The organism is Actinomyces wuliandei (genome assembly GCF_004010955.1).
Taxonomy (GTDB): Bacteria; Actinomycetota; Actinomycetes; order Actinomycetales; family Actinomycetaceae; genus Actinomyces; species Actinomyces wuliandei.
On sequence record NZ_CP025227.1, the window covers coordinates 853114 to 875499 of the forward strand.

A 22386-nucleotide genomic window follows, 5' to 3' on the forward strand; every position below is an offset into this window, starting at 1 on the left:
GGTACCGTGCCTGCCACGCAGTCGTTGGGGGCAGCCTGGCGACGTCGCGAGAGGAGGACGCCGCCCCTCATGAGCAGCACCATCGAGTTCAGGTCCGTCACGAAGCGCTACCCAGGCCATGGGGGCGGACGCAGGGGAGGACGTCGTGCAGGAGAGGGCGCCCTCGCCGTCGACTCCTTCTCGGCCCGGGTCGTCGCTGGCACCACCACCGTGCTGCTGGGCTCCTCGGGCTGCGGCAAGACCACCCTCCTGCGCATGGTCAACCGCATGGTCGAGCCCAGCAGCGGGTCGGTCCTCGTTGACGGCGCCGACGTCGCGGCCAGCGACGCCGTGAGGCTGCGCCGCCGTACCGGCTACGTCATGCAGAGCGCGGGCCTGCTGCCCCACCGCCGTGTCATCGACAACATCACCCTGGTGCCCCGCCTCAACGGCCAGGACAGGAGCCAGGCCCGTGGCAGGGCGCTGGAGATCATGGATGTCCTGGGGCTAGGCCGTGACCTCGCCGGGCGCTACCCCCACCAGCTCTCCGGGGGGCAGGCCCAGCGGGTCGGGGTCGCCCGGGCGCTGGCCGCCGACCCCGGTGTCCTGCTCATGGACGAGCCCTTCGGTGCTGTGGACCCCCTGGTGCGCCGCGAGCTCCAGCAGGAGCTGATCCGCCTCCAGCGCCACCTGGGCAAGACGATCCTGTTCATCACCCACGACGTGGACGAGGCCCTGGCGCTGGGGGACGAGATCATTCTCCTGCGTGAGGGCGCCCAGGTCGCCCAGAGGGGTAGCGGCGCGGAGCTGCTGACCAGCCCGGCTGACGACTTCGTGGTCCGCTTCCTGGGGCTTGACGACACCGACCGCCGCCTGCGGCTGGAGGAGCGGGCTGAGCAGCGGGTGGTCCTGGACGAGGCCGGGCGGGTCCTGGGGCGGCTGGAGCCTGCGGAACCCGAGCCATCCCGTCCCCTCGGAGCGGTCCGGTGACCTGGGTCCTCGCCAACATCCCCACGATCCTGGGATACCTCACCGCGCACCTGGCCCAGGCCCTGCCCGCTGTCGGGGCCACGCTGGTCCTGGCCCTGCCGCTGGCCCGGCTGGCCCAGCGCACAGTGCTGCTGCGCAGCCTGCTTGTCGGGGGATCCTCCCTGCTCTACGCAGTCCCCTCTCTGCCGCTGCTCATCATCCTGCCTCTTGTCCTGGGAACCGGTGTGCGCAGCGTGGTCAACGTCGTGGTCGCCCTGACGCTCTACGGGCTGGCAATCATGGTGCCGACTGCCGTGGACGCCCTGGACGCGGTGGACCCCCGCGTCCTCGACGCGGCCACCGCCATGGGAGTGGGGCCGGTGCGCCGCTTCCTCACCGTCGAGCTGGCGCTGGCCGGCCCGGCCGTCCTCACCGGGCTGCGGGTGGTGTGCGTGTCCACCATCTCCCTGACCACGGTCGGCGCCGTCCTGGGTGTGCGCAGCCTGGGCTGGCTGTTCACCGACGGCTTCCAGCGCGGCATCCGGGCGGAGATCCTTGTGGGCATCCTGCTCACTGCGGTCCTGGCCCTGGTCCTGGACCTCCTCGTCCTGGGACTCGGACGGCTGCTCATGCCCTGGACCGTCGCTGGGGCAGCGACGGGCGCTGCTGAAGAGGGCGCCTCCGCTGCCGCTGCCGAAGGCGTTGCCAGCCCCGGTGGCGAGAGCCTCCGGGACGAGGCGGCTTCTCGTGCACCGGGCGGTATGGGGGCGGGCTCATGAGCCTCCTGCTTGAGGCCCTGGCCTACCTCCTCAGCCCGGACAGCTGGTCGGGACGACTGGCTCTCGGCACGCTCCTGGCCCAGCACGTGGGCTACTCGCTCATGGCGGTAGCGCTGGCCTCGCTCCTCGGGGTTCCTGCGGGCTGGTGGGTCGGCCACTACGGACGCGGGACCACCTGGGTCCAGGGGCTGTCCGGCGCGGTGCGGGCGCTGCCCACCCTGGGGCTGGTCACCCTGCTCGGCCTTCTTCTTGGCATCGGGCTGGCTGCGCCGATGGTCGCCCTGGTCGTCCTGGCCCTGCCCAGCATCCTGGCCGGGGCCACCAGTGGCGTGCGGGCCGCCGACGCCGGGGCCGTGGACGGGGCGCGCTCCTGCGGCATGACTGAGCTACAGGTCCTCACCCGCGTCGAGGTCCCCCTGGGCGTCCCGCTGCTCCTTGGCGGCCTGCGCTCGGCCAGTCTCCAGGTCGTCGCCACGGCCACACTGGCCGCCTACACCGGGGCCGGAGGCCTGGGGCGTCTCATGTTCCTGGGGCTCAGGACACAACGCTACGAGATGATGCTCGCCTCGGCGCTCCTGGTCATCGCCGTGGCCCTGGCCTCGGAGACCTTCTTCTCCCTCCTTCAGCGTGCCCTGGCTCCAGCCAGCGGGCGCAGCAACCGAAAGGAACAGCCATGACGACCTTCCCCGGCCCAGGCCCCACCAGCCTGCCTGGCCCTGTCCCCCCGGCGGCTCCAGCCGCGCTGCCCGCGCTGAGCCGTCGTCGTCTCCTGGGCGGGGGCGGCCTCCTTGCGGCCGCAGTGGTCCTGTCCGCCTGCTCCGACTCCGACCCCCTGGCCGGGGACACCGGGGGCACAGCCTCTGGTGACGGCACGATCGTCGTGGGTAGCCAGCAGAGTGACTCTAACGAGATCATCGCTGAGCTCTACGCCCAGGTCATGGAGGACACCGGGCTCAGGGTCAGCCGGGAGTACCGGATCAGCCAGCGCGAGACGTACCTGAGCGAGCTGGAGTCAGGAGGCGTGACCGTCATACCGGAGTACAGCGGGAACCTCCTGCAGTTCTACGACTCCCAGACGAGCGCCGGTGACGCCCAGGCGGTCCAGGAGGCGCTGCCGGGCGTCCTGCCTGAGGGTCTCACGGTCCTGGAGGCGGCGCGGGCCAGCGACCAGGACTCCTACACGGTGACCAGGGACTTCGCCCAGGAGCACTCCCTGACCTCGATCGGGGACCTGGCCACGCTGGGGCGCACCGTCAGCGTCGCTGCCAACTCGGAGTTCGAGGAGCGTCCCTATGGGCCAGAGGGCGTCAAGGACACCTATGGCGTGGATGTCCAGGTCGAGCCGGTCGAGGACTCCGGTGGTCCGATGACGCTCAACGCCCTCCTGGACGGCAGCGTAGACGTTGCTGACATCTACACTGCTGACCCCGCCATTGAGGCCAACGACCTGGTGGTCTTGGAGGACCCGGAGGGGCTGATCCTGCCGCAGAACGTCATACCGCTGGTGGCCAGCACCCTGCCCCAGGCTGCCGTTGACGCGATCAACGCCGTCTCTGCTCAGCTGACCACTGAGGAGCTGCGCGCCCTCACCACGCGTTCCAGGCAGGAGCAGCTGGGCTCGGACGTCATTGCCTCCGCCTGGCTGGCGGACAAGGGGCTGGTGCGCTGAGGGGCGAGGCTGGCACCACGTGTGGTCAGGGTCGGGCAGGATAAGGAGGCTGCAGGTTCCAAGGTGGCTCGGAGCCCTGGGCACCACCTGGGGTGCGGCACGGGGCGGGCGGAGACTCAGGGCGCAGGTGCCCGCCCGGCACACAGGGCCGTGCCGCCCCGTCGGCAGGTGGAGGGGCGGCACGGCCCTGTGAGACCACAGTGCGGGCTCAAGAATAGCGCTTCTTGAAGATGCGCTCGAGCTCCTCCAGGCTGTGTCCCTTGGTCTCCGGCAGGAACCGGGCGTAGAAGGCCAGGGACCCCAGGTTGACCAGGGCGAAGATAAGGAACACGTTGCCCTGGACCAGTTCAATGAGGTTGGGGAAGGTGAAGGCCACGATGATGTTGCCCACCCAGTTGGAGAACACGGCCACCCCGTTGGCCAGGCCGCGCACCCGCATGGGGAAGATCTCGGCGAGCATGAGCCAGAAGGTCACCCCGATGAAGCACTGCATGAAGAACAGGAAGGTCAGCATGAACAGCAGCACCAGGTAGCTGCGGGCGGTGGACTCCGGCAGCAGGAAGATCAGCCACAGCGCGAGGAGCGAGGACACGCAGCCGGTCTGCCCGGTGAGGATCATGCGCCGCCTGGGCAGCCGCTTGAGGAAGAAGGCGATACCGATGTAGACCGAGATCACCGAGATCACCCCGTTGGCGATCGTGGCCACGAGCGAGGCCTGCGTGCCCAGCCCGGTGGAGATGAGGATCGTGGGGGCGTAATACATGATGCCGTTGACCCCGGTCAGCTGGGACAGGAAGGCCAGCCCGATCCCAATGAAGGTGATCCTGCGGATCCACGGCACCCGCAGGTCCGCCCAGGACCCCTTGCCCATGGCGCGCTCCTCCTCCACGCGGTGCAGGATGTCCTCGCCCTCGCCCTTGACGGCGTCAGGCATGCGTACCTGGTTGAGGACGTCCCACATCTCCCGTGCCCTGCCCTTGTCGGCCAGCCAGCGGGGGGACTCCGGCAGCAGGTGGATACCGACCCACAGCCCGATAGCGGGCAGGGTGGCGATGACCAGCATCCAGCGCCACGCGTTGGCGCCGGGCCAGGCGGTGGCGATGATGGCGTTGCAGGTGTAGGCCAGGAGCTGGCCGGTGACGATCATCAGCTCGTTGCGTGAGACCATGGTCCCACGGATCTCCACCGGGGAGATCTCGGAGAGGTAGACCGGGACCGTGGCGGAGGCACCGCCCACGGCCAGGCCCAGGATGAAACGGAAGGCCACGAGGGCAGGGTAGGAGGGAGCCAGTGCGCAGCCCAGGGCGCCGACGAGGAAGATGACAGCGACCGTCATGATGTTGCGCCTGCGTCCGAAGCGGTCGGACAGGCGTCCGCCCACGAGTGCGCCCACGGCGGCGCCCACGGCGGCGCCCACGGTCAGGGAGGTGGTCACCACCGACTCCTCGAAGGAGCCCAGGCCCAGGCCACCCTCGGAGGCCGGGTTCCTCAGGAAGGGCAGGGCGCCGGAGATGACCCCGGTGTCGTAGCCGAACAGGAGCCCGCCCAGGGTGGCGATGGAGCGGATGGCAAACAGCCTGCGGTCCACCTGCCGCTGGCTGGTAGCAGACACGGAGGGGGCGGTACTCATGAGGCTGCCCTACCGGTGGTCTCAGCAGCGGTCCTGGCAGGAGGCTCGGCAGTGCCCTCGCCAGCGACCTCGACGGTGAAGGTGCGCACGAACTCCTCCAGGGCGGCGTCGGAGACGGGGGTGGAGCCGTCCTCGCCGTCGCCCCTCGCCCAGGCCTCCATGCCGATGTTGCCTCGGTAGCCCGCCTCTGCCAGGGCCAGGGCGACTGCCCGGTAGCTGATCTCCCCGGTTCCGGGCTGGGCGCGGCCAGGGACGTCAGCGACCTGGATCTCTCCCACCCAGGGCAGGGACTGGCGGCACAGCTCGATAAGGTTCCCCTCACCGATCTGGGCGTGGTAGAGGTCCAGGTTCATCCTCAGCCACGGGGAGTCCACCGCCTGGACCAGGGTGCGGGTGTCGTGGGCCAGGGCAAAGGGGCAGCCAGGGTGGTCCACGGGCAGGTTGAGGTTCTCCAGGGTGAAGACGCGCCCCTCACGCTGCCCCAGCTCAGCCAGGCGGCGCAGGGTGTCCGCGGCACGCAGCCAGTCGGCGGGCGTGGGGTGCTCGTTGGCCACCACAGGGATGCCGCCCTCACCCAGGCCGGTGCCGTGGACGTTGAGGACGGGGCAGGACAGCCGCTCGGCAGCCCGCAGGGAGTCCTCGGCGGTGGACAGGAGGCGGGCAGTTCCCTCCTCGGTGGTGAGGTCGCCCTCGACGTAGCCGGTCATGGAGACGACGGGCACGCCAGTGGCGGCCAAGGCGTCCAGGTCCTTGGTGGTCCAGTCCCAGATCTCCACGTCGGTCCCGTGGGCGGCGATGGCCTCGACGCGTTCCAGGAAGGGACGGTCCAGGTAGATCATCTCGGCGCAGGCGGCAAGAGTGAAAGCATTCATGCGGAGGTCTCCTCAAGCGTGACAGTGCGGTTCTGGCTGGCTGACGTGATGGCGGCGTGGGCCACGCGCAGGGAGGCCAGGCCGGCCTCGGGGCCGGGCAGTCCCCCGACGACTGCGCCCGAGGCGGCGACGTCCTCCCCGCGTACCGTGCGCACGAAGGCGTCAAGCTCGGCGACGTAGGCGGTGTGCAGCAGGTCGGTGTCCGCCCGGGAGGTGTCCCAGGCGGCACCCTGTGCCCCGAAGTAGGTCATGTCGCTGGTGCGGCCGCACCCCATGGTGACCATGCCGACGTCTCCCAGGACCTCCCCGCGCACGTCGTAGCCGTAGGAGGCCTCGAAACAGGCCTCGGCCACGGCGGTGGCCCCGTTGTCGAAGACAATGGTGACCACGGCGGTGTCCAGGAAGCCGTCTGCCTTGGCGTCGGGGCGGACCAGGGCGTCGGCGTGGGCGTGGACGGAGAGCACCTTGGCGCCGGGGTTGAGCCACAGGAGCGTGTCGAAGTCGTGGATGAGGGTCTCCAGGAAGATCGTCCCCCTCGGGGTGGACAACGGGTCTGCGGTGAAGGGGCCTGGGTCTCGGGTCACCGACCGCATAAGGCGTACTCGTCCGACGCGCCCGTCCTCCACGGCCTTGCGAGCGGCGACAAACCCAGGGGCGAAGCGCCGGTTGAAGCCGACCTGGAGGTGCACGTCGGCGTCGCGGCACGCATCGATCACCGTGTGCGCGTCCTCGAGCGTCGTGGTGATCGGCTTCTCGGTGAAGACGTGCCTGCCCGCCTTCGCGGCGGTGGTGATGGCGGAGGTGTGCAGTGCCGCCGGAGTGGTGATGAGCACCGCGTCAAGGGTGTCGTCAGCCAAGGCCTCCTCTATGGTGGGCACGGCCCGGGCGCCGAGCTCCTCGGCCAGGGCCTGGGCAGCCTCGACCCTGGGGTCGACCACGGTCGTCAGGTCCGCCCCGGGGACCTCCCGGGCTAGCGCCCGAGCGTGGTGGGACCCGATGCGCCCGGCGCCCACCAGGGCGGCTCTGACTCGTGCAGAGGCGGGTGGGCCGACAGCGGGGCTGGCGGGAGAGGTGCTGACTGGGTCAGGGGTGGGTAAGGTCATGGGCGACTCCTTTGTCTCGTGGTGCGCAGGTGCACCGTTGCCGAGGACCTGTGTCATGGCACACTAGTACGTGACAGATTGTCAGGACAAGAGGAGATGTCAATGTCTGTACGAGAGCCCCCGTGGCCCTTGATGCCGCAGGGAACGCTCTGCCGATTGGGGCTGCAACGTTCTAGTTGTTCTAGTCGTTCGAGTCGGCCTTGTCGGACGGCTCCGCCCGGGGGAGGGCGGCACGTCGGGAGGAGCGGCCGTGGCGTCACCTACTAAGGGGCGCGGCAGCGGGTCGCGTGGGCAGGTCACCCTGGTCGATGTGGCCCGCGAGGCCAGCTGCTCCGTCTCCCTGGCCTCGATCGTCATGCGCGGGGCTCCTGGCGCCTCCGAGGTCACGCGGGCGCGGGTCAAGGCCGTGGCCGACCGCCTGGGGTACCGCCCGGACCAGCGGGCGCGGGGCCTGCGCAGGGTTCGCTCCGGCCTTATTGGTGTCACCTTCCGTGTTCACCACCCCTTCCACGCCGATCTTGTCGAGGGGCTCTACCGGGCGGTGGGGGACAGCGGCTACGAGCTCGTCCTGGGCGGCGTGGTCAGGGGCACGGACGACGTCGAGGCCGCTGAGCCGCTGCTGCGCGACCGCTGTGAGGCGCTGGTCATGGTGGGACCCACTGTGCGCCCTGCCCGCCTGGAGTCCCTGGCCGCCGAGATCCCGGTCGTCGCGGTCGCCCGCCCCCTGCGGGTCGAGGGGGTTGACGTCGTCCGCATTGATGACGGCGGGGGCATCGCGATGGCTGTTGAGCATCTCCGCGAGCTCGGTCATCGTCGTATCACCCATATCGACGGCGCCGGTGCCCCGAGCTCGGTCGAGCGGGTCGCAGGCTACCTGTCAGCCATGGATGCTCACGGGCTGGCGGGGCAGGCCTCGGTGGTCCGTGGCGGGACGGAGGAGGCTGACGGGGTGCGAGCCGCGGCTCACGTGCTGGAGGCACAGGAGAGGCCGACGGCCCTGACCGTGTTCAACGACCGGTGTGCCACGGGTGTGGTCAACCGTCTCATCCAGGCTGGTGTGGATGTGCCCGGTGAGATGAGTGTCGTCGGTTTTGACGACTCCGGGCAGGCCGTGACCGCTCTTGTCCCCCTCACGACTGTGGCTCAGGACACTCGTCTGATGGCGCGGACTGCGTTTGAGCGGGCCGTGGCCCGGGCGGGCAGGCGGTACCTACCGGGGGAGCAGGTCCTGGTGCCGCGCCTGGTACCGCGTGACTCCTCCGGTCCCGTGCCTCCTGAAGCGGCTGGCCGCTGACGCGCCAGCCCGTGTCAGACCGCTGGGTCCGCGACTGTCCCGCCAGGTGCGCCTGCGGCACTCAGCGGTGCCGCCAGGTCTCGACCCTCCATCGGGCGTCGCCGGAGCGTTCCCGCCACGTGCCCGGAGGGTCGGAGCGTGCCGGGTCGAGCCTCCACTCCTCGGTGCTGATCCCTGGTGCCCGCACCAAGGAGCTCTCCGGCAGCCCTCGCTGCCGGGCACGGCTGCGTGCGTCCAGGTCCAGCACGCTGACCACCAGGACGTCGGGCAGCCCGGTGCCCATCGCCTGCTCGTAGACGCTGCCACCGCCGATGACCCACAGGCGGGGCAGGTCCCGGGCACGCCCTTCGCGCGGGTCGGGGGCGGCCAGCACCCCGGCGGCCGCGGCGGCCAGGCCTGAGCGCAGGCTCGGGGCTGGCCGCGCGCCCTCAGCCTGCCAGGAGGGGCTGCTGGTGAGCACCACGTTACGCCGCCCGGCCAGGGGGCCGGGCAGGGACTCCCACGTCCTGCGCCCCATGACGACGCCGCAGCCCAGGGTGGCAGCCCTGAAGTGCCGGAAGTCCGCCGGCACCCGCCACAGCATGCCCCCACCTGCCCCCAGCAGGCCGGTGATGTCCTGCGCCCAGATCATGCCCAGGCTGCCGGTCCCTGCCCGGGAGGCGGAGGGTGACGAGTAAGGGGGTAGTCCTGCCACGGGGTTGTCCTCCTCCTGCTGTACCCAGGCGTCCTGGCTGTCGCTCACACGGCGACAGGGGCCTTGATAGCGGGGTGGTGGCGGTATCCGTGGGAGGCGTCAATGTCGTCCATCGTGTAGGAGTCGATGGAGGCGGCGCGTTCCAGGCGCAGCACGGGGAAGGGAAAGGCCTGGGGAACCCGGGACAGCTGCTCACGCACCTGGTCTACGTGGTTGTCATAGATGTGGCAGTCCCCGCCGGTCCAGACCAGCTCCCCGGGCTCCAGGTCTGCCTGCTGCGCCAGCATGTGGGTCAGCAGGGCGTAGGAGGCGATGTTGAAGGGGACGCCCAGGAACAGGTCGGCGCTGCGCTGGTAGACTTGGAGGCTTAGCCGACCCTCGGTGACATAGCACTGGAAGAAGGCGTGGCAGGGGTGCAGGGCCATGGCGTCGAGCTCGGAGACGTTCCAGGCGGTGACGACCATACGCCGGGAGTCGGGGTCGGTGCGCAGGGTGGTGATCAGCTGGCTGATCTGGTCAATGGCCCCGCCGTCACGGGTGGGCCAGGAGCGCCACTGGACCCCGTAGACAGGACCCAGCTCGCCGTCGTCACCGGCCCACTCGTCCCAGATGTGGATGCCCCGCTCCTGGAGCCAGTCTACGTTGCTGTGCCCCCGCAGGAACCAGAGCAGCTCGCCCTTGACGGCCTTCATGGCCACAAACTTTGTCGTGAGGCGAGGGAACCCGTCTGCCAGGTGGTAGCGCAGCTGGCGGGCGAACAGGGACCGGGTACCCGTCCCTGTCCGGTCCCGCTTGGCGGTGCCGTGAGAGAGGACCTCAGCCAGGAGGTTCTCGTAGGCGGCGTCGGCCTGTGCTGGTGGGTGGAGCCCCAGCGCAGCCAGCGCCGGGTGACGCTCAGTCCTCATCCGGGTCGACGATGTCCAGGGAGACCGTGGCTCCCCTCTCGATCGTGTGGCCGACGGTGCAGGACCGCTCGATCGCACCCTCCACCCTGTGGGCCAGGAGCTGACGCTTCTCAGGGTCCAGGGCGGACAGGTCGGTGACGATCTCTACCTGGAGGGACTCGTAGCGCTCCTCCTCCTCGTTCTTGACCGAGGAGCACCCGACGGTCGCGGCGAAGTCGTCTCCGAGGGCTTTGGCGAGGCGGTGGTCTGCCGACAGCGTGTTGCAGGTTGCCAGGGCTATCTTCAGCAGCTCCCCGGGGGAGAACTCACCTGACCCCATTCCTACCCTGACCTCGGCCCCGTTGGCGTTGCGCCCAATGTACTGGCGGGTCCCTACCCGCTCAGCCCAGACGGCAGACGGGGGGGAGGGCGTAGTAGCACTGTGCTCGCTCATGCGGTGATGGTGCCACGTGCGGCTGGACAGGTTCTATGCCACGGCGCGTGGTGCGCGCACAGCAGAACAGAGGGTGGGAGGAAACGTCTACGCCCTCGCCGCCTGCCGGATCTGCCTCCGGGCTAGCCGTCAGCGGCCCGGCACACGCTGGTGCCCGGGCCGCTGACACGGTGGCAAACGGTGGCAGGCGGTGGGGTCAGGGGGGTGTCAGTGCTGCGCGAGCCAGGCTGCGGCGCGCCTCTCCTCGTCCTCCACGACTCGGCTCACTCGGGAGGCGGCCCTCTCCTCAATGCTCTTGCCGACCAGCGGTACCGTGACCTCGACGTCAACGTCAACTGTGACGGTGGTGGCGTCTCCGGCCGGTGCCATGGTGGCCGTGGCCGCCACCTTCACCGGTGCTCCCTTGACGTCAATGTCATAACTGCCCGTCCGGGTGCCGTCTGGTGCAGCCTCCCCCCACGTCTCGGAGACTGCGAAGCTGACCCCGGAACGGACAAACCGTGCCGCAGCAGCAGGTAGCCGCGAGGGCGGCACGGTGCCGGTGATCGTGGTGACGAAGCCGTGGTCACTGCCCTGGTCGTCCGGCGTGACCGTGGCGGAGGCGTCGTCAAGATCGAGTCGTTCCACACGAAGGTTCTGGTAGCCGGGGTCAGCAAGCATCTGGGCGGCTCGGGCGGGAGAGGTGGGGTAGGTGATGGTGATCGTCTTCCTCATGCGAGGATCTTGCCATGCCAGCTGCTGAGTGTGTCGATGTTTCACTGGAGATCTTCATCTAGTTTTCGTGACTTCCTCAGGGGGCTGCCCGGGTGGTTGACGGCGGGGTGCGAGGCTCCAGGCTGTCCTGCCGGCCCGGGTGCCGGGGCCGGGGCGCTGGTGGGACCGGCACGGCGTACGGAGGCCTGTGGAAGTACGCGAGTCGGAGCCGGGTCCTCATGCCCGCCTGGGCGGTAGTGCCTAGGCGGACGCATGCCGATATCCTGAGGGGGTGCCGACCTTTCTCCCCGCAGCCCTGCGTGACGTCGCGGACCTGTCCGACGCCGACCTGGACTGGATCCACCAGCTAGTTGCCGACTGGCAGGTCGTTGCGGACCTGTCCACCTGTGACCTGGTGCTGTGGGTGCGTACGCGCACTGGTCCCTTTGTCGCTGCGGGACACACCCGTCCCTCCGGGGGCGCCACCGTCCATCTTGAGGACGTGATCGGTCGGCGTATGCCTGCCTCTCGTGAGGTGATGGCAGAGCGTGCCCTGACCACCGGGGAGGTCCAGGTTGCTACCGAGCCCTACTGGACCGGGACGGCTGCGGTCCAGGAGGAGTATGTCCCTGTAGTTCGCGCGGGCAGTCCCGTCGCGGTTGTCACCCGCGAGACGTCGGTGGGGGTGATCCGGGGCGGTCGTATCGTGGACCGGGAGATGGAGCAGCTGGCCGATCTCCTGTGCCAGATGGTGGCAGAGGGGACTTTTCCGCTCACCGGCGCCGGCACGACTATCCGTCACGGTACCCCACGCGTGGCTGATGGTGTGGTCCACCTGGGCGAGGACGGTACGGTGCTCTACGCCAGTCCCAACGGACGCTCCTGCTTCTACCGTCTCGGTATCAAGGGAGACCTGGGAGGAGTGCTGCTGGCGGCGGCGGTCACGTCCATCATCCCGGCGCGGACGCAGGTCGACGAGACGCTTGCGGTAGTACTCATGGGACGCCAGGCGTGGCTCACGGAGGTAGAGGCTGGTGGTGTCTTCCTGTCACTGCGCTCTATCCCGCTGACCCTGCAGGGCAGGAGGGCCGGGGCCGTCCTCCTGGTCCGCGACATCACCGAGGTGCGGCGTCGCGAGCAGGCCCTTCTCAGCAAGGACGCGACAATCCGCGAGGTGCACCACCGGGTCAAGAACAACCTTCAGACGGTGTCCGCGCTGCTGCGCATGCAGGCGAGACGGGCCTCTAACGAGGAGACGCGCCACGCCCTGTCTGAGGCGGAGAGGCGCGTGACGACTATCGCCACTGTTCATGACGCCCTGAGCCACAGCGCCGACGAGCACCTGGAGCTGGACGAGATCCTCTCCTCGATTCTGCGGATGGCCGCTGCGGTCGCTAGCCCTACCAGCAGGGTCGAGACCCGCGTCCAGGGGTCCTTCGGCTCTGTGGGAGCCAGTGCGGCCCAGGCTCTGGCGACCGTGCTCGCCGAGCTGGTGACCAACGCGGTCGAGCACGGTCTTGAGGGCAGGGATGGGGAGGTTTGTGTCCGCGCCGAGCGCGACGGGGACACGCTGGAGGTTCACGTGACGGACAACGGGGTCGGGCTGCAGCCTGGTGCCCTTATGACTGGACTGGGGACCCGCATCGTCACCACCCTGGTACGGGGCGAACTACGCGGATCCATCGAGTGGCTGCCCGCTGCGAAGGGCCGAGGTACGGCGGTGGTCATCAGGGCGAGGCTGAGCAGCGGGTCCTAGCTCCCGCGTCCAGTCCCCCTGACCTACCTTGAGCCTCAGGCCGGGGGAATGAGCGAAGGGGGAGGCGGGAGCCTCTTGGGAGGCTGCCTCAGGACGAGCGGCGCGCGCGCGCGGCCCTCCGCTTGAGGGAACGGCGCTCGTCCTCGCTCATCCCGCCCCAGACACCTGCGTCCTGACCGTTTTCCAGCGCCCACTTCAGACAGGTGTCCACGACCTCGCAGCGGGCGCACACCTCCTTGGCTCGTGCGATCTGAGCAATGGCTGGACCTGTGTTGCCGACAGGAAAGAAGAGCTCGGGGTCGACGGTAAGACATGCAGCCTGGCTTCGCCAGTCCATGAGTGCCCCCTTACAAGGTCTCTTGCCAACGGTCCATGGTCTCCTCGTCAGCTCCTGGCCCTGCTAGTCCGTGATATAGCCCAGACATAACCCACGACGCTGGTCGGAGGGACGGTCTCCACGTCCGCCCACTACCTTCACACGTGGTCAGGCAACGAGCAAGAGCCCAGTGGTGAGACCTGTGCCGAGACAGTGTTGTGATCCTCACAGGTGATGTTTCGTACGCTCACGGATGCTGTGGTTGTGAGCGACTCCTGGGGCGTGCGGATCACTGCCAGGAGACCGGGGCACTGCGTGGGGTCGTGCTCCGCCGGGCTGTGTGCAACGACCTGCCCCAGCGGGTACGGTCGGTCACGTCTGCACCATGTGGAGGGCGGGCGCGTCAGGCCTGCTCCGCTGCTTGCTGGCTGACGTGCTCGGCTTCTCGCCCGGGAGCGGGGCGACCACCTGGAGTGGTGTGGCGGTGCCGCGGTGGACGAGGACCCCGCGTCCGGGAAGGGACAGGGCGCGAGGGTCGGTGGCTGGGCGCAGCGGCACCCCGGCGACCTGGTGCCCCGGACCGATTCCCGGCCACAGCACGACGACGGCGGCGCGCTCCCTCAGAGCCGCTAGCACACCGCGGTAGGTGGAGGCCGCTCGGTCTGTCGCTGCCGAGGCCAGGACGGTCCCTCCGCTGCCGAGTACGGCCTCTGCCCCGGACAGTGTCTCGCGCGGGGCCAGGTCGAGGTCGTCGTACACGTGGACGGGACCGGTGAGGGCGTGCTCAAGCGCGGCAAGCGTCGCGGTGCGTCCGGACCCGGGAGGGCCGACGACCAGCACGCTGGTACCTCGCGGCACGGGGACGGGAGAGGCGTCATCGCCTCCGACCGCCCAGGTCCCGGGTGCCACGCTGCCCGCAGGGACGAGTCGCGGAAGCGGCTCCAGCCGGAGCACGGCAGGACCAGCCCGGTCGGGGCGGCGCTGGCGGGGTCGGGCTCGGGGACGCCGTGACACCGTGCTCGGGGGGAGAATCACCTGGCACGCAGTGGTGTCGGAGCCGTCCAGGATGACACCCCGGCCCGGGCCGCTACCGGTGACCACTGTGCGGGGGAGACAGGCCTGAGCAGCCTGGTCCCTGCGGTGCGCCCCGAGAACCAGCCTCAGTCCGATAGCGCAGCCCCAGCGCGACGAGGCCGCTGCCAGGGGAGCAGTCAGCAGCAGACGGGTGCCAGTACCTGGGGCGGTTCGGACCAGCGTCTCCAGCAGGCTGTGCCCCTCGCCCGGACCGAGGGCCTCGTCGACAGCAGGCACCAGGGCGTCAACGTCGTCCAGGCACAGCAGGCTGCCAGCCAGCGACCCGGAGGTGGCCAGGGACCACAGCCGGGCCAGGCGTCGAGGGTCCTCGACTCCGACGACAGTGCCCAGTCCGTCAGTTGCTGGTTCCACCGCAGGCCATGGCTGGCGCGCTGCTTCGGAGGGGAGGGCTGCGGTCCTGGGGGGTTGAAGACGTGGTGACCTGGACAGGCACAGGTGGACGGGCGAGCTGGCCTCCAGGGCGGCTGCGGCAGCGCTGAGCACGGTTGTGGTACGTCCCGAGCCGGGGGAGCCCAGGACCAGGAGCGGGCGCTGGCTGTCCCAGTACCACAGTCCGAGACTCTGGTCCTCCGGCAGGTCGGTGAGGCCCAGAAGGATAGTCAGAGCCCGCTCGAGGGCCTGTGTGCTCGTGTCCCGCTGGTAGGACCGGGACGAGGCGAGGGAGAGGGCCTGGTCCCGGTCCACGCGCGCTGGAAGAGGCGCGGCCCACGGTCTCCAGGCGGCCTCGTGACCCTGCGCGGCCGCAGTCACAAGACCTACCAGTGACTCAACCTGCTCCTCGGTTCCGCACCACGGAGCCTGGAGGGCTCCGGTGTCGGGTGCGTCAGTACCGTGGATGAGCACCCGACCAGGGTGGTGCGGCAGGCGGGCGGCGCCCTCGTGGCCCAGGACGTCTCGGGAGTCAGCCGCGTCCAGGACACGCAGGCACGCTCGCAGCGCTGTGTTGGTGCGGATCGCCGGGGACACGGCTCCCTGAGGCCGTTGTGTGGACAGGATGAGGTGGATGCCGAGGCTGCGTCCCTGAGCGGCTAGGCGAACCAGCGTGTCCAGGATGTCGGTATGACTGGCCGCCAGCGTGGCAAACTCGTCGATGGCGATGACCAGATGGGGGACCCTGACCTGTGAGGGCAGGGATAGGATGTCCTTGGCCGCGTGCGAGGACAGGAGCCGTTCCCGGCGCCGGACCTCGGCCTGGAGGGAGGACAGGGCTCGCTGAGTACCCGAGGGGTCCAGGTCGGTGAGGACACCCGCTGTGTGCGGCAGGCTGGCCAGCAGACCGAAGGCAGCACCCCCCTTGTAGTCGACGAGGACCAGCGTCAGCCGGGCGGGGCTGGTGCCCAGCGCCAGCTGCAGCAGCCAGGAGACCAGGAGCTCGGACTTTCCTGAACCGGTCGTTCCGGCAAGCAGGGCGTGGGGGCCGTGCGCGACCAGGTCAGCGCGGACAGGACCGTCGCTACCTATGCCGAGGACCGCCTCCAGGCGGGGCGCCTCCTGCCCCGTGGCTGTCAGCCGCTCCTGGCGCTGCCAGGACTCGGAGACGCCAGCGGGGTCGAGGTCGTCAAGCAGCTCGGTGAGGACGACCTGCTCCGGTACCCCGCTGGCCCTGCCTCCTGAGCCTCCCGGACCACTTGTCTGGCAGGTAACTGTCCCCAGGGCACACACGGTCTCCCACCAGGTGCGTGAGCAGGTGGGAGCCGTGGGTGACCCGGCCGTGACGTTGAGCGCCTGCGGTGGCAGGGAGCTGTGCGGGCAGACCATGATCATCGCCTCCCTCGGACGGCTCGCGGGTCCCCACTGCAGCCGCGCGCCTGTATCGGTCAGGAGCAGCTGCGCCTGCTGACGAGCCAGGACCTGGGTGCACCACCACCGTAGGGTGTCCTGGGCGTGGTCTCCGGTCAGGGCTAGCCGGTCGCCGTTGTCGAGGGACAGGATCTGGCCCCTGCGGGCCTCACCTGTCCAGGCCCGCTGCTCCCCCTCGTGGTCGGCAGGCGGCTGCGTGCACGCGTCAGCGTTCGGAGGGTGGGAGTCGAAGGAGCGGGCCGCCACGGCAAGCAACATGGTGGAAGGGTCGGGACGCTGGCGGCTCCAGCCAGGTCTGTCACGTGGTCGGCCCCAGCGGGCAGGGGCAGGATGGTTGCTGGTGCGCTGCCGGGCGGCCCGGCCCTGTGACGCTGAGGCAAGCCGTATGGCGACCATGGTCATGACGGGGACGGCCGCTAGCAGCCTGAAGGTGCCAGGTGCCTGCTCCGAGTGGGTGGGGAGCAGGGCTAGCGCCGCCAGCGGGAGGAGGCAGATCAGGGCTGTGGCAAGCGCTCGGCGGGAGGTGCCTGCCTGGGGACGTGGTGGAGCCGGGACCAGGAGGCTGGTAGGGCGGTGCCGGAGCTCAAGAACTGAGCCGCCCAGGTATAGCCGGGACCCCTCCCTGAGACGGCTGTGCCCGTGCAGCGGACGCCACGGTCCTCTGGGACGTCGGTGCCAGGAGCCATTGGCCGAGCCGACATCGTGGGCGTCGACCCCGCCCGGGCGTACACGCAGGGACAGGTGGCGACGGGAGACCAAGGGATCTGAGAGCACCTCGCCTCGTCCGAGGACCATGTAGCCCTCCACCGGTACGACCAGGCCCCTGTCCGGCCCTGTCAGTACTGCCAGGTGCCAGGGCGAGGTCAGCGCGCTGCGGGCAGCACGGCCAGCAGGTGGCAGGTGGCGCTGACCCGGTTCTCCGTGCTCGTGGGAGGCCGTGGCCGCAGTGGTCTGAGGCAGTGTGGTCTGTCGGGGGCTCACGTCTCCCAGGATGCTTCCTGCCAGGGGAGGTGCGTGCGGGAGAGGAGGCACCGTTGTGGACCCGGAGTGCCCAGGATGGCGCTTCTGTTACCTGTGGTGCCCCGGCGGAAGGTATGACAGGGGGAGACATGGGGGAGGATATGGACATGAACGACTCCTTCCCCGTTAGCAGCAGCGCCTCAAGCACGACCGGGTCGGCTGCCGTGGTCGGACCGACGGCAGACGCTGCGACTGGTTCCCCGACCGGGTCTGCACCTGGGCCAGTGGCCGCAGTCCCGGCTGTCGCCCGCCAGCGCTGGAACGAGCTCGTCCGGCTCGTGGAGCAGGCCCGTGACGCCTACTACGACGCGACTGACACGCAGAGCCCGATGTCCGACGCGGAGTACGACCTCCTGTACCGCGAGCTGGAGGACCTGGAGCGCGGGTACCCCGCGCTGGTCGTGCCCGGCTCCCCGACGCAGACTGTAGGAGGGCGCCCGACGACGACCTTCGCGCAGGCCCGGCACCACCAGCGCATGTTCTCCCTCCAGGACGTGTTCTCCGTCGAGGAGGTCCATGAGTGGGCCCGGCGCGTGTGCACCGACGTCGGTAGCGACGACGAGGACCTGGCGATGACCGCTGAGGTGAAGGTTGACGGCCTGGCTGTCGCCCTGACCTACGTCAACGGCGTCCTCACCCGGGCGGCCACGCGAGGTGACGGGACGACGGGCGAGGACGTAACCGGCAATGTGCGGACCATCTCCTCGGTGCCTCTGGTGCTGGCGGGGGACTGCCACCCCGAACTCCTGGAGGTCCGGGGGGAGGTCTACTTCCCGACGCAGGACTTTGCGTCCTTCAACGAGGAGCGACGCTCGGCCAACCTGAGGCGGCAGGCCCAGGGGCTGCCCCTTCTCCAGGTCTTTGCCAACCCGCGCAACGCCGCTGCGGGGTCGCTGCGCCAGAAGGACCCGGCAGTCACGGCGTCCCGGCCGCTGGCGGTGGTCGTCCACGGAGTGGGAGGGGTTGTTCCGGCACCCGCAGCGCCGGTGCCGACCACCCAGCACGAGTGGTACGACCTCCTGCGTGGCTGGGGCCTGCCGGTGTCCGGGTACAGTGCCGTGGTCCGGGGCAGGCAGGAGCGTGAGGCCTACATCGACCGCTACGCGCAGCGTCGGCACGACCTTGTCCACGAGATCGACGGGATCGTCTTCAAGGTGGACGATCGTGCGCTCCAGGACAGCCTGGGCACGACCTCGCGCGTACCCAGGTGGGCTGCGGCCTACAAGTACCCGCCGGAGGAGGTACGTACTCGTCTGCTGGATATTGACGTCCAGGTGGGCCGTACCGGCCGTGTGACTCCCTTCGGGATCATGGAGCCTGTCCTCGTGGCGGGCTCCACGGTGTCCCGGGCGACCCTCCACAACTCCACCGAGGTTCTCCGGAAGGGAGTGCGCGTGGGGGACCTGGTCGTCGTGCGCAAGGCCGGGGACGTCATTCCGGAGATCGTGGCACCTGTGGTTGAGGCGCGGGACGGTTCGGAGCGCGAGTTTGTCATGCCCACGGACTGTCCCTCCTGCGGGACGCCACTGTCGCCGGCCAAGGAGGGCGACGTCGACCTACGGTGCCCCAACACCCGCTCCTGCCCAGCCCAGCTGGCTGAGAGAGTGACGCACATCGGCTCCCGAGGGGCGCTCGACGTGGAGGGACTGGGAGAGGAGGCGGCGATCGCCCTGACGTGCCCCGACCAGGGGCGAGCCGAGGCGATGGCGGCCCTGGCGGCAGGAGGAGCGCTGGAGACAGAGAGGGGCAGGCTGTGCCTCGACGCCGATGACCGTGAGGCCATGCACGTCTCCGAGCGCACAGAGGCCGTGGTGGCTCTGCTGGAAGAGGCCGGGATCGCGGCGCAGGACCCGGTGCTGACGGGTGAGGCCGCTCTGTTCGACCTGACGACGGACGATCTTCGCGACGTGTTTGTCTGGCGCGAGGTCTCCCGGCGGGGGCAGCCCACCGGGGACTGGCGCCTGAGCCGGTTCTTCTGGACCAAGCAGTCCTATGGCGACCAGGGGCAGGTGACACGCCCGACCGTTCCGGGAAAGAACGCTACCTCAATGCTCTCCCACCTGTGGACGTCGCGGAGCCAGCCCCTGTGGAGGGTCCTCGTGGCGCTGTCGGTCCGTCATGTCGGGCCAACGGCTGCCCGCGCCCTGGCGGATCGTTTCGGCTCACTGGGCGCGTTGTGTGAGGCCAGCCTGGAGCAGCTTGCCGAAGTTGAGGGAGTTGGTCCGACGATCGCAGCCTCCTGGGTGGAGTGGCGTGAGGTGGAGTGGCACCGCGAGATCCTCCAGCGGTGGAAGGCTGCCGGTGTCCGAGCCCGAGACGACGCGGGGCAGGGGGTCCGTGAGGTCCCGGCTCGTGTCCTGGAGGGCCTGACCGTTGTCGTCACCGGGTCCCTGAGCGGGCTGACCCGTGACGAGGCGAAGGAGGCAATCGTGGCTCGCGGTGGAAAGGCCTCGGGAAGCGTGTCGCGGCGGACCAGTTATGTCGTGGCGGGGGAGAAGGCGGGGGTGAAGGAGGCTCGGGCGCGCGAGCTCGGGGTTCCCGTCCTGGATGAGGAGGAGTTCACCCGACTGCTGGCTGATGGCCCTGAGGGTCTGTCCGTACCCTGAGCGCCTGCGTCATGAGCCTGCCCCGGGCTGCTGGGCGGGGCAGCGTGGGCTGCCTGCATGGTAGCCGGGTCGGGCACGGTCCGGGGACAACGTGACGGCGGGCCTCCTCGGTGCCGGAGGAGGCCCGCCGTGTGCATAAAGGGCACATGGGGACAGGGCTGGCCTGCAGGGCGTGAGATGACCGGCAGGCCAGCCTGCGTCAGTAGTGGGACACGACTGTCGTGCCGATGTCGACCCAGTCGTAGATCCACTTGGCCTCCTCGACGGGCATGTTGACGCAGCCGTGGGAGGCCGAGTAGCCGAAGTCACTGCGCCAGGGGGCCCCGTGGAAGGCGTAGCCGCCGTGGAAGTAGGAGACCCACGGGACGTCCTCGGTGCGGTACCTGCTGCCGTCGATGTTGTCTCCCTCCATCGTCTGGGAGTCGTACTGCAGGTAGATCTGGTAGGTGCCGGTCACGGTGGGGGTCTCCTCCGCGCCGTCGACGATCGTGACAGGACCGCGGACCACGGTGGCTCCCTCGTAGGAGGTCACGGTGCGGCTGGCCAGGTCCACGTCGATCCACTTCTCGCCGGGCTCGGCCTGGTAGACGAGATTCTCTGCGCCGTCGGCAATGGTTCGCTCGCTCCACGTCGCCTCGACGACGGTCATCTCAAAGGTCCCGGAGTAGGCCTGGTTGTCGTCAAGGGCCTGGACGATCTCGTCAGAGACCTCTGCCGTGTTGTTCACGTCCTTGCCGTCAACGGCCTCGACGGGTGTGGAGACGACCTCCCCGTCGGAGTTGACGTTCCTCTCTCCGTTGACGGGCTCAGAGCCCGCGTCGGCAGCCTGGACCTCCACCCAGCTGGTGACCTGGGCGGGATCGACCTCAATGGTCGGGGCGGCGTCCACAGAGTTGGTGACGGTGATCCACGAGGCCTTCTCGACAGCACTGGCGGTGTACACGTAGGTTCCGTCAGCGTTGGCGACAGTGATGTCCTGGCCGACCCACTCGTTGGCCCTGTCAGCGACCTCCTGGGCCTCAGAGTCTGAGACCTCGGGGGCGGAGGAGGCGAAGGAGACGGTGACACTGGCCGGGCTCAGTGAGGCTGCCGCCTCCTTGGCTGCCTGGCCTAGGGCGGTAGTGTCCAGCGAGGTCCCCGCTGACGACGGGGTGGTCGTAAAGGTCGCCCCGTCCTCTCCGAGCAGGACAGTGGCGTTGACCGCCTTGACCTGGTCCTCGGGGATCAGGGAGGTCGCGTAGTCAGCAAGCGCCTGGTCGTCGGAGGTGGTGACTACCTCGACCTCCTGCTCGTCGACAAGCGCCCGAAACCGGTCGACCAGGGTGTCACCACGTGCCATGACCGCATCAGCGGTGGCCTCGGTGTCCACCGAGACCCCCAGGTCCTCCAGGGAGGCCGTCGCCTCGGCGTCGCCCGAGACCGTGACCGTCGCCTTGCTGGTGAGGTCCTCAATGGCTGAGACGACCTCCTCCCGAGTCTTTCCTGACAGATCGGTACCTGCTACCACGGTGCCGGGTAGGGCGTGGTCCTCGTAGTGGGAGGCATAGGCGTAGGCGCCGACGCCGACTCCTAGCAGGAGCAAGAAGGAGGCTGCGGCTGTCCACACGGGCAGCCGACGTCGGCGAGGAGCCGCGTCGTAGGTGGAGTCCTCCCACGTGCGGGAGACTGACTGGGTGGCGGAGTCCTCACCCCCCTGGTACCCGCTCGTGGCTGCCCCGGACGTCTCCTGCGCAGAGGCGGCGGAGGTGGGGGCCCCTGCCCCCGCCGCAGTCGCCGCGGGCCTGGTGCCCGTGTCAGCCGTGTTGGTTGGTGAGGTGCCTACCGGGGCCTCCGAGGGCGTCGCTGCCGACATACTGACGGCCTCAGAGGCCGCAGCCGTAACCGGAAGGAGGAGCGCCTCGGGGGCGTGTCCGCCCGGTCTGTCATGGTCTCGGGGCGGGATACGTGCGGGCAGGGCCGGCCCCTCCTCTGCCCCTGCTGTCTCCCCGGGCGCAGGCTCGGGTCCGCCAGGCGCCCCCGTGCCCAGCACAGAGCGACGACGTACGCCGACGGACTCGCCGTAGGGCGTGCTCAGTACCGTCAGCCCACTGGCCGAGGTGCCTGCCTCGGTGCTGCGGGAGCTGGTGGAGAACGTGTCGTTGCTCATGGAATCCTTATGTCTTCGGAGCGCAGGCGCTGCCCACGGGGCGTGGCTGCGGCCTGTGCCTACGGGTAGGTAGCCGGTGCGTCCCTACAGAACGTGCTGACGCAAGATCCTCCACTATCACAGTCGTCCCGGGCTGATATGTCAACCAGCTGGAGCCCTTGATGCGCTGTGAGATGGTACATGACCTATGGCCTGGCTGACGGCGCTGCTGACCGAGTGCCGCCACCTGCTGCCCGGTCCCGCCTGTCCTGCCGCCGAGCCTCTGCCGGGTGCTGCGCGTCCCGTGCCGCTGCGGCCTCCCCGCTAGACTCGTGCCTATGTCTGCTATCTCGAAGGATGAGGTCGCTCGTGTCGCTGCACTGGCGCGCGTGGCTCTGACTGAGGAGGAGGTGGATCGTCTGGCTGGTGAGCTGGACGCGGTCGCCTCCTCCTTTGCCCGTGTCGCGAGCGTGGTGACTGCTGACCTGCCCGCTACCTCCCACCCTGTCCCGCTGACCAACGTCCTGCGGCAGGATGCTCCCGGGGCCGTCCTGGACGCCGAGGAGCTGCTTGCGGGAGCGCCGGCGGCTGAGGGCTCCCTGTTTCTTGTTCCACGGATCCTGGGGGAGGAGACGGCCTGAATGAGTG

Annotated in this window: 18 protein-coding genes; 8 read left to right on the forward strand and 10 right to left on the reverse strand. The window is 69.5% G+C overall.

The window, feature by feature from the left end:
• Positions 1–69 precede the first annotated feature (69 nt).
• From CWS50_RS03500 to CWS50_RS03515, 4 genes are read left to right on the forward strand one after another with little or no spacing between them, the layout of a single operon-like run.
• Complete coding sequence (locus tag CWS50_RS03500) at positions 70–969, forward strand: ABC transporter ATP-binding protein (RefSeq protein WP_127841680.1); 900 nt, start codon at positions 70–72, stop codon at positions 967–969.
• A complete protein-coding gene (locus tag CWS50_RS03505) occupies positions 966–1727 on the forward strand; it encodes an ABC transporter permease (RefSeq protein ID WP_127841681.1) in 762 nt (253 codons plus the stop codon). The genes CWS50_RS03500 and CWS50_RS03505 overlap by 4 nt, the downstream gene beginning before the upstream one ends.
• On the forward strand, positions 1724–2404 hold the full coding sequence (locus tag CWS50_RS03510; RefSeq protein WP_127841682.1) for an ABC transporter permease: 681 nt from the start codon (positions 1724–1726) through the stop codon (positions 2402–2404). Before CWS50_RS03505 ends, CWS50_RS03510 begins: the two co-directional genes overlap by 4 nt.
• Positions 2401–3396 (forward strand): ABC transporter substrate-binding protein, encoded by a 996-nt coding sequence (locus CWS50_RS03515; protein ID WP_127841683.1) that lies wholly within the window; start codon positions 2401–2403, stop codon positions 3394–3396. Before CWS50_RS03510 ends, CWS50_RS03515 begins: the two co-directional genes overlap by 4 nt.
• 208 nt (positions 3397–3604) lie before the next feature.
• Here the strand turns inward: CWS50_RS03515 and CWS50_RS03520 are convergent, their stop codons facing one another.
• Genes CWS50_RS03520 through CWS50_RS03530 form a run of 3 tightly spaced genes read right to left on the reverse strand, consistent with a single transcriptional unit; the run spans position 3605 to position 7001 of the window.
• The gene (locus CWS50_RS03520) at positions 3605–5026 is read right to left on the reverse strand and encodes a sugar porter family MFS transporter (protein WP_127841684.1); all 1422 of its coding nucleotides are present in this window, start codon (positions 5024–5026) and stop codon (positions 3605–3607) included.
• Entirely contained in the window at positions 5023–5898 is an 876-nt protein-coding gene (locus CWS50_RS03525; RefSeq protein ID WP_127841685.1) for a TIM barrel protein, read from the reverse strand. The genes CWS50_RS03520 and CWS50_RS03525 overlap by 4 nt, the downstream gene beginning before the upstream one ends.
• Entirely contained in the window at positions 5895–7001 is a 1107-nt protein-coding gene (locus CWS50_RS03530; protein WP_127841686.1) for a Gfo/Idh/MocA family oxidoreductase, read from the reverse strand. Before CWS50_RS03530 ends, CWS50_RS03525 begins: the two co-directional genes overlap by 4 nt.
• 250 nt (positions 7002–7251) lie before the next feature.
• Here CWS50_RS03530 and CWS50_RS03535 point away from each other — a divergent pair, with 250 nt between their 5' ends.
• A complete protein-coding gene (locus CWS50_RS03535) occupies positions 7252–8295 on the forward strand; it encodes a LacI family DNA-binding transcriptional regulator (RefSeq protein ID WP_243118442.1) in 1044 nt (347 codons plus the stop codon).
• A gap of 61 nt (positions 8296–8356) precedes the next feature.
• On the opposite strand, the gene CWS50_RS03540 is transcribed toward CWS50_RS03535, so the two are convergent.
• The 4 genes from CWS50_RS03540 to CWS50_RS03555 form a co-directional block, all read right to left on the reverse strand.
• On the reverse strand, positions 8357–8926 hold the full coding sequence (locus CWS50_RS03540; RefSeq protein ID WP_127843211.1) for a dihydrofolate reductase: 570 nt from the start codon (positions 8924–8926) through the stop codon (positions 8357–8359).
• A gap of 107 nt (positions 8927–9033) precedes the next feature.
• A complete protein-coding gene (locus CWS50_RS03545) occupies positions 9034–9894 on the reverse strand; it encodes a thymidylate synthase (RefSeq protein WP_127841687.1) in 861 nt (286 codons plus the stop codon).
• Positions 9884–10327, reverse strand: a complete 444-nt coding sequence (locus tag CWS50_RS03550; protein WP_127841688.1) for an OsmC family protein — start codon at positions 10325–10327, stop codon at positions 9884–9886. Before CWS50_RS03550 ends, CWS50_RS03545 begins: the two co-directional genes overlap by 11 nt.
• A gap of 207 nt (positions 10328–10534) precedes the next feature.
• Positions 10535–11041, reverse strand: coding sequence for a DUF2505 domain-containing protein (locus CWS50_RS03555; protein WP_127841689.1), 507 nt, complete (start codon positions 11039–11041; stop codon positions 10535–10537).
• 271 nt (positions 11042–11312) lie between these two features.
• On the opposite strand from CWS50_RS03555, the gene CWS50_RS03560 reads away from it, so the two are divergent.
• Positions 11313–12776: a sensor histidine kinase gene (locus CWS50_RS03560; RefSeq protein ID WP_127841690.1), complete on the forward strand. Its 1464-nt coding sequence runs from the start codon at positions 11313–11315 to the stop codon at positions 12774–12776.
• 88 nt (positions 12777–12864) lie between these two features.
• Here the strand turns inward: CWS50_RS03560 and CWS50_RS03565 are convergent, their stop codons facing one another.
• Together CWS50_RS03565 and CWS50_RS03570 are read right to left on the reverse strand one after the other, a co-directional pair.
• Positions 12865–13113 carry a WhiB family transcriptional regulator gene (locus CWS50_RS03565; RefSeq protein ID WP_127841691.1) on the reverse strand — a complete coding sequence of 83 codons (249 nt, stop codon included), beginning with the start codon at positions 13111–13113 and terminating at the stop codon, positions 12865–12867.
• A 351-nt stretch (positions 13114–13464) separates the two neighbouring features.
• Positions 13465–16968: an FtsK/SpoIIIE domain-containing protein gene (locus CWS50_RS03570; RefSeq protein ID WP_127841692.1), complete on the reverse strand. Its 3504-nt coding sequence runs from the start codon at positions 16966–16968 to the stop codon at positions 13465–13467.
• A gap of 146 nt (positions 16969–17114) precedes the next feature.
• On the opposite strand from CWS50_RS03570, the gene ligA reads away from it, so the two are divergent.
• Entirely contained in the window at positions 17115–19613 is a 2499-nt protein-coding gene (gene ligA / locus CWS50_RS03575) for an NAD-dependent DNA ligase LigA (RefSeq protein WP_127841693.1), read from the forward strand.
• Positions 19614–19812: 199 nt separating this feature from the next.
• Here the strand turns inward: ligA and CWS50_RS03580 are convergent, their stop codons facing one another.
• The gene (locus tag CWS50_RS03580) at positions 19813–21759 is read right to left on the reverse strand and encodes a L,D-transpeptidase family protein (RefSeq protein ID WP_243118443.1); all 1947 of its coding nucleotides are present in this window, start codon (positions 21757–21759) and stop codon (positions 19813–19815) included.
• Between the two features lie 317 nt (positions 21760–22076).
• On the opposite strand from CWS50_RS03580, the gene gatC reads away from it, so the two are divergent.
• On the forward strand, positions 22077–22379 hold the full coding sequence (gatC, locus tag CWS50_RS03585) for an Asp-tRNA(Asn)/Glu-tRNA(Gln) amidotransferase subunit GatC (RefSeq protein ID WP_127841694.1): 303 nt from the start codon (positions 22077–22079) through the stop codon (positions 22377–22379).
• Positions 22380–22386: the final 7 nt, after the last annotated feature.

Coding starts and splice junctions, on each gene's coding strand:
- CWS50_RS03500 (WP_127841680.1), top strand. CDS start 70: ATGAGCAGCACCATCGAGTTCAGGTCCGTCACGAAGCGCTACCCAGGC.
- CWS50_RS03510 (WP_127841682.1), top strand. CDS start 1,724: ATGAGCCTCCTGCTTGAGGCCCTGGCCTACCTCCTCAGCCCGGACAGC.
- CWS50_RS03515 (WP_127841683.1), top strand. CDS start 2,401: ATGACGACCTTCCCCGGCCCAGGCCCCACCAGCCTGCCTGGCCCTGTC.
- CWS50_RS03520 (WP_127841684.1), bottom strand. CDS start 5,026: ATGAGTACCGCCCCCTCCGTGTCTGCTACCAGCCAGCGGCAGGTGGAC.
- CWS50_RS03525 (WP_127841685.1), bottom strand. CDS start 5,898: ATGAATGCTTTCACTCTTGCCGCCTGCGCCGAGATGATCTACCTGGAC.
- CWS50_RS03530 (WP_127841686.1), bottom strand. CDS start 7,001: ATGACCTTACCCACCCCTGACCCAGTCAGCACCTCTCCCGCCAGCCCC.
- CWS50_RS03540 (WP_127843211.1), bottom strand. CDS start 8,926: ATGATCTGGGCGCAGGACATCACCGGCCTGCTGGGGGCAGGTGGGGGC.
- CWS50_RS03545 (WP_127841687.1), bottom strand. CDS start 9,894: ATGAGGACTGAGCGTCACCCGGCGCTGGCTGCGCTGGGGCTCCACCCA.
- CWS50_RS03550 (WP_127841688.1), bottom strand. CDS start 10,327: ATGAGCGAGCACAGTGCTACTACGCCCTCCCCCCCGTCTGCCGTCTGG.
- CWS50_RS03555 (WP_127841689.1), bottom strand. CDS start 11,041: ATGAGGAAGACGATCACCATCACCTACCCCACCTCTCCCGCCCGAGCC.
- CWS50_RS03565 (WP_127841691.1), bottom strand. CDS start 13,113: ATGGACTGGCGAAGCCAGGCTGCATGTCTTACCGTCGACCCCGAGCTC.
- ligA (WP_127841693.1), top strand. CDS start 17,115: ATGAACGACTCCTTCCCCGTTAGCAGCAGCGCCTCAAGCACGACCGGG.
- CWS50_RS03580 (WP_243118443.1), bottom strand. CDS start 21,759: ATGAGCAACGACACGTTCTCCACCAGCTCCCGCAGCACCGAGGCAGGC.
- gatC (WP_127841694.1), top strand. CDS start 22,077: ATGTCTGCTATCTCGAAGGATGAGGTCGCTCGTGTCGCTGCACTGGCG.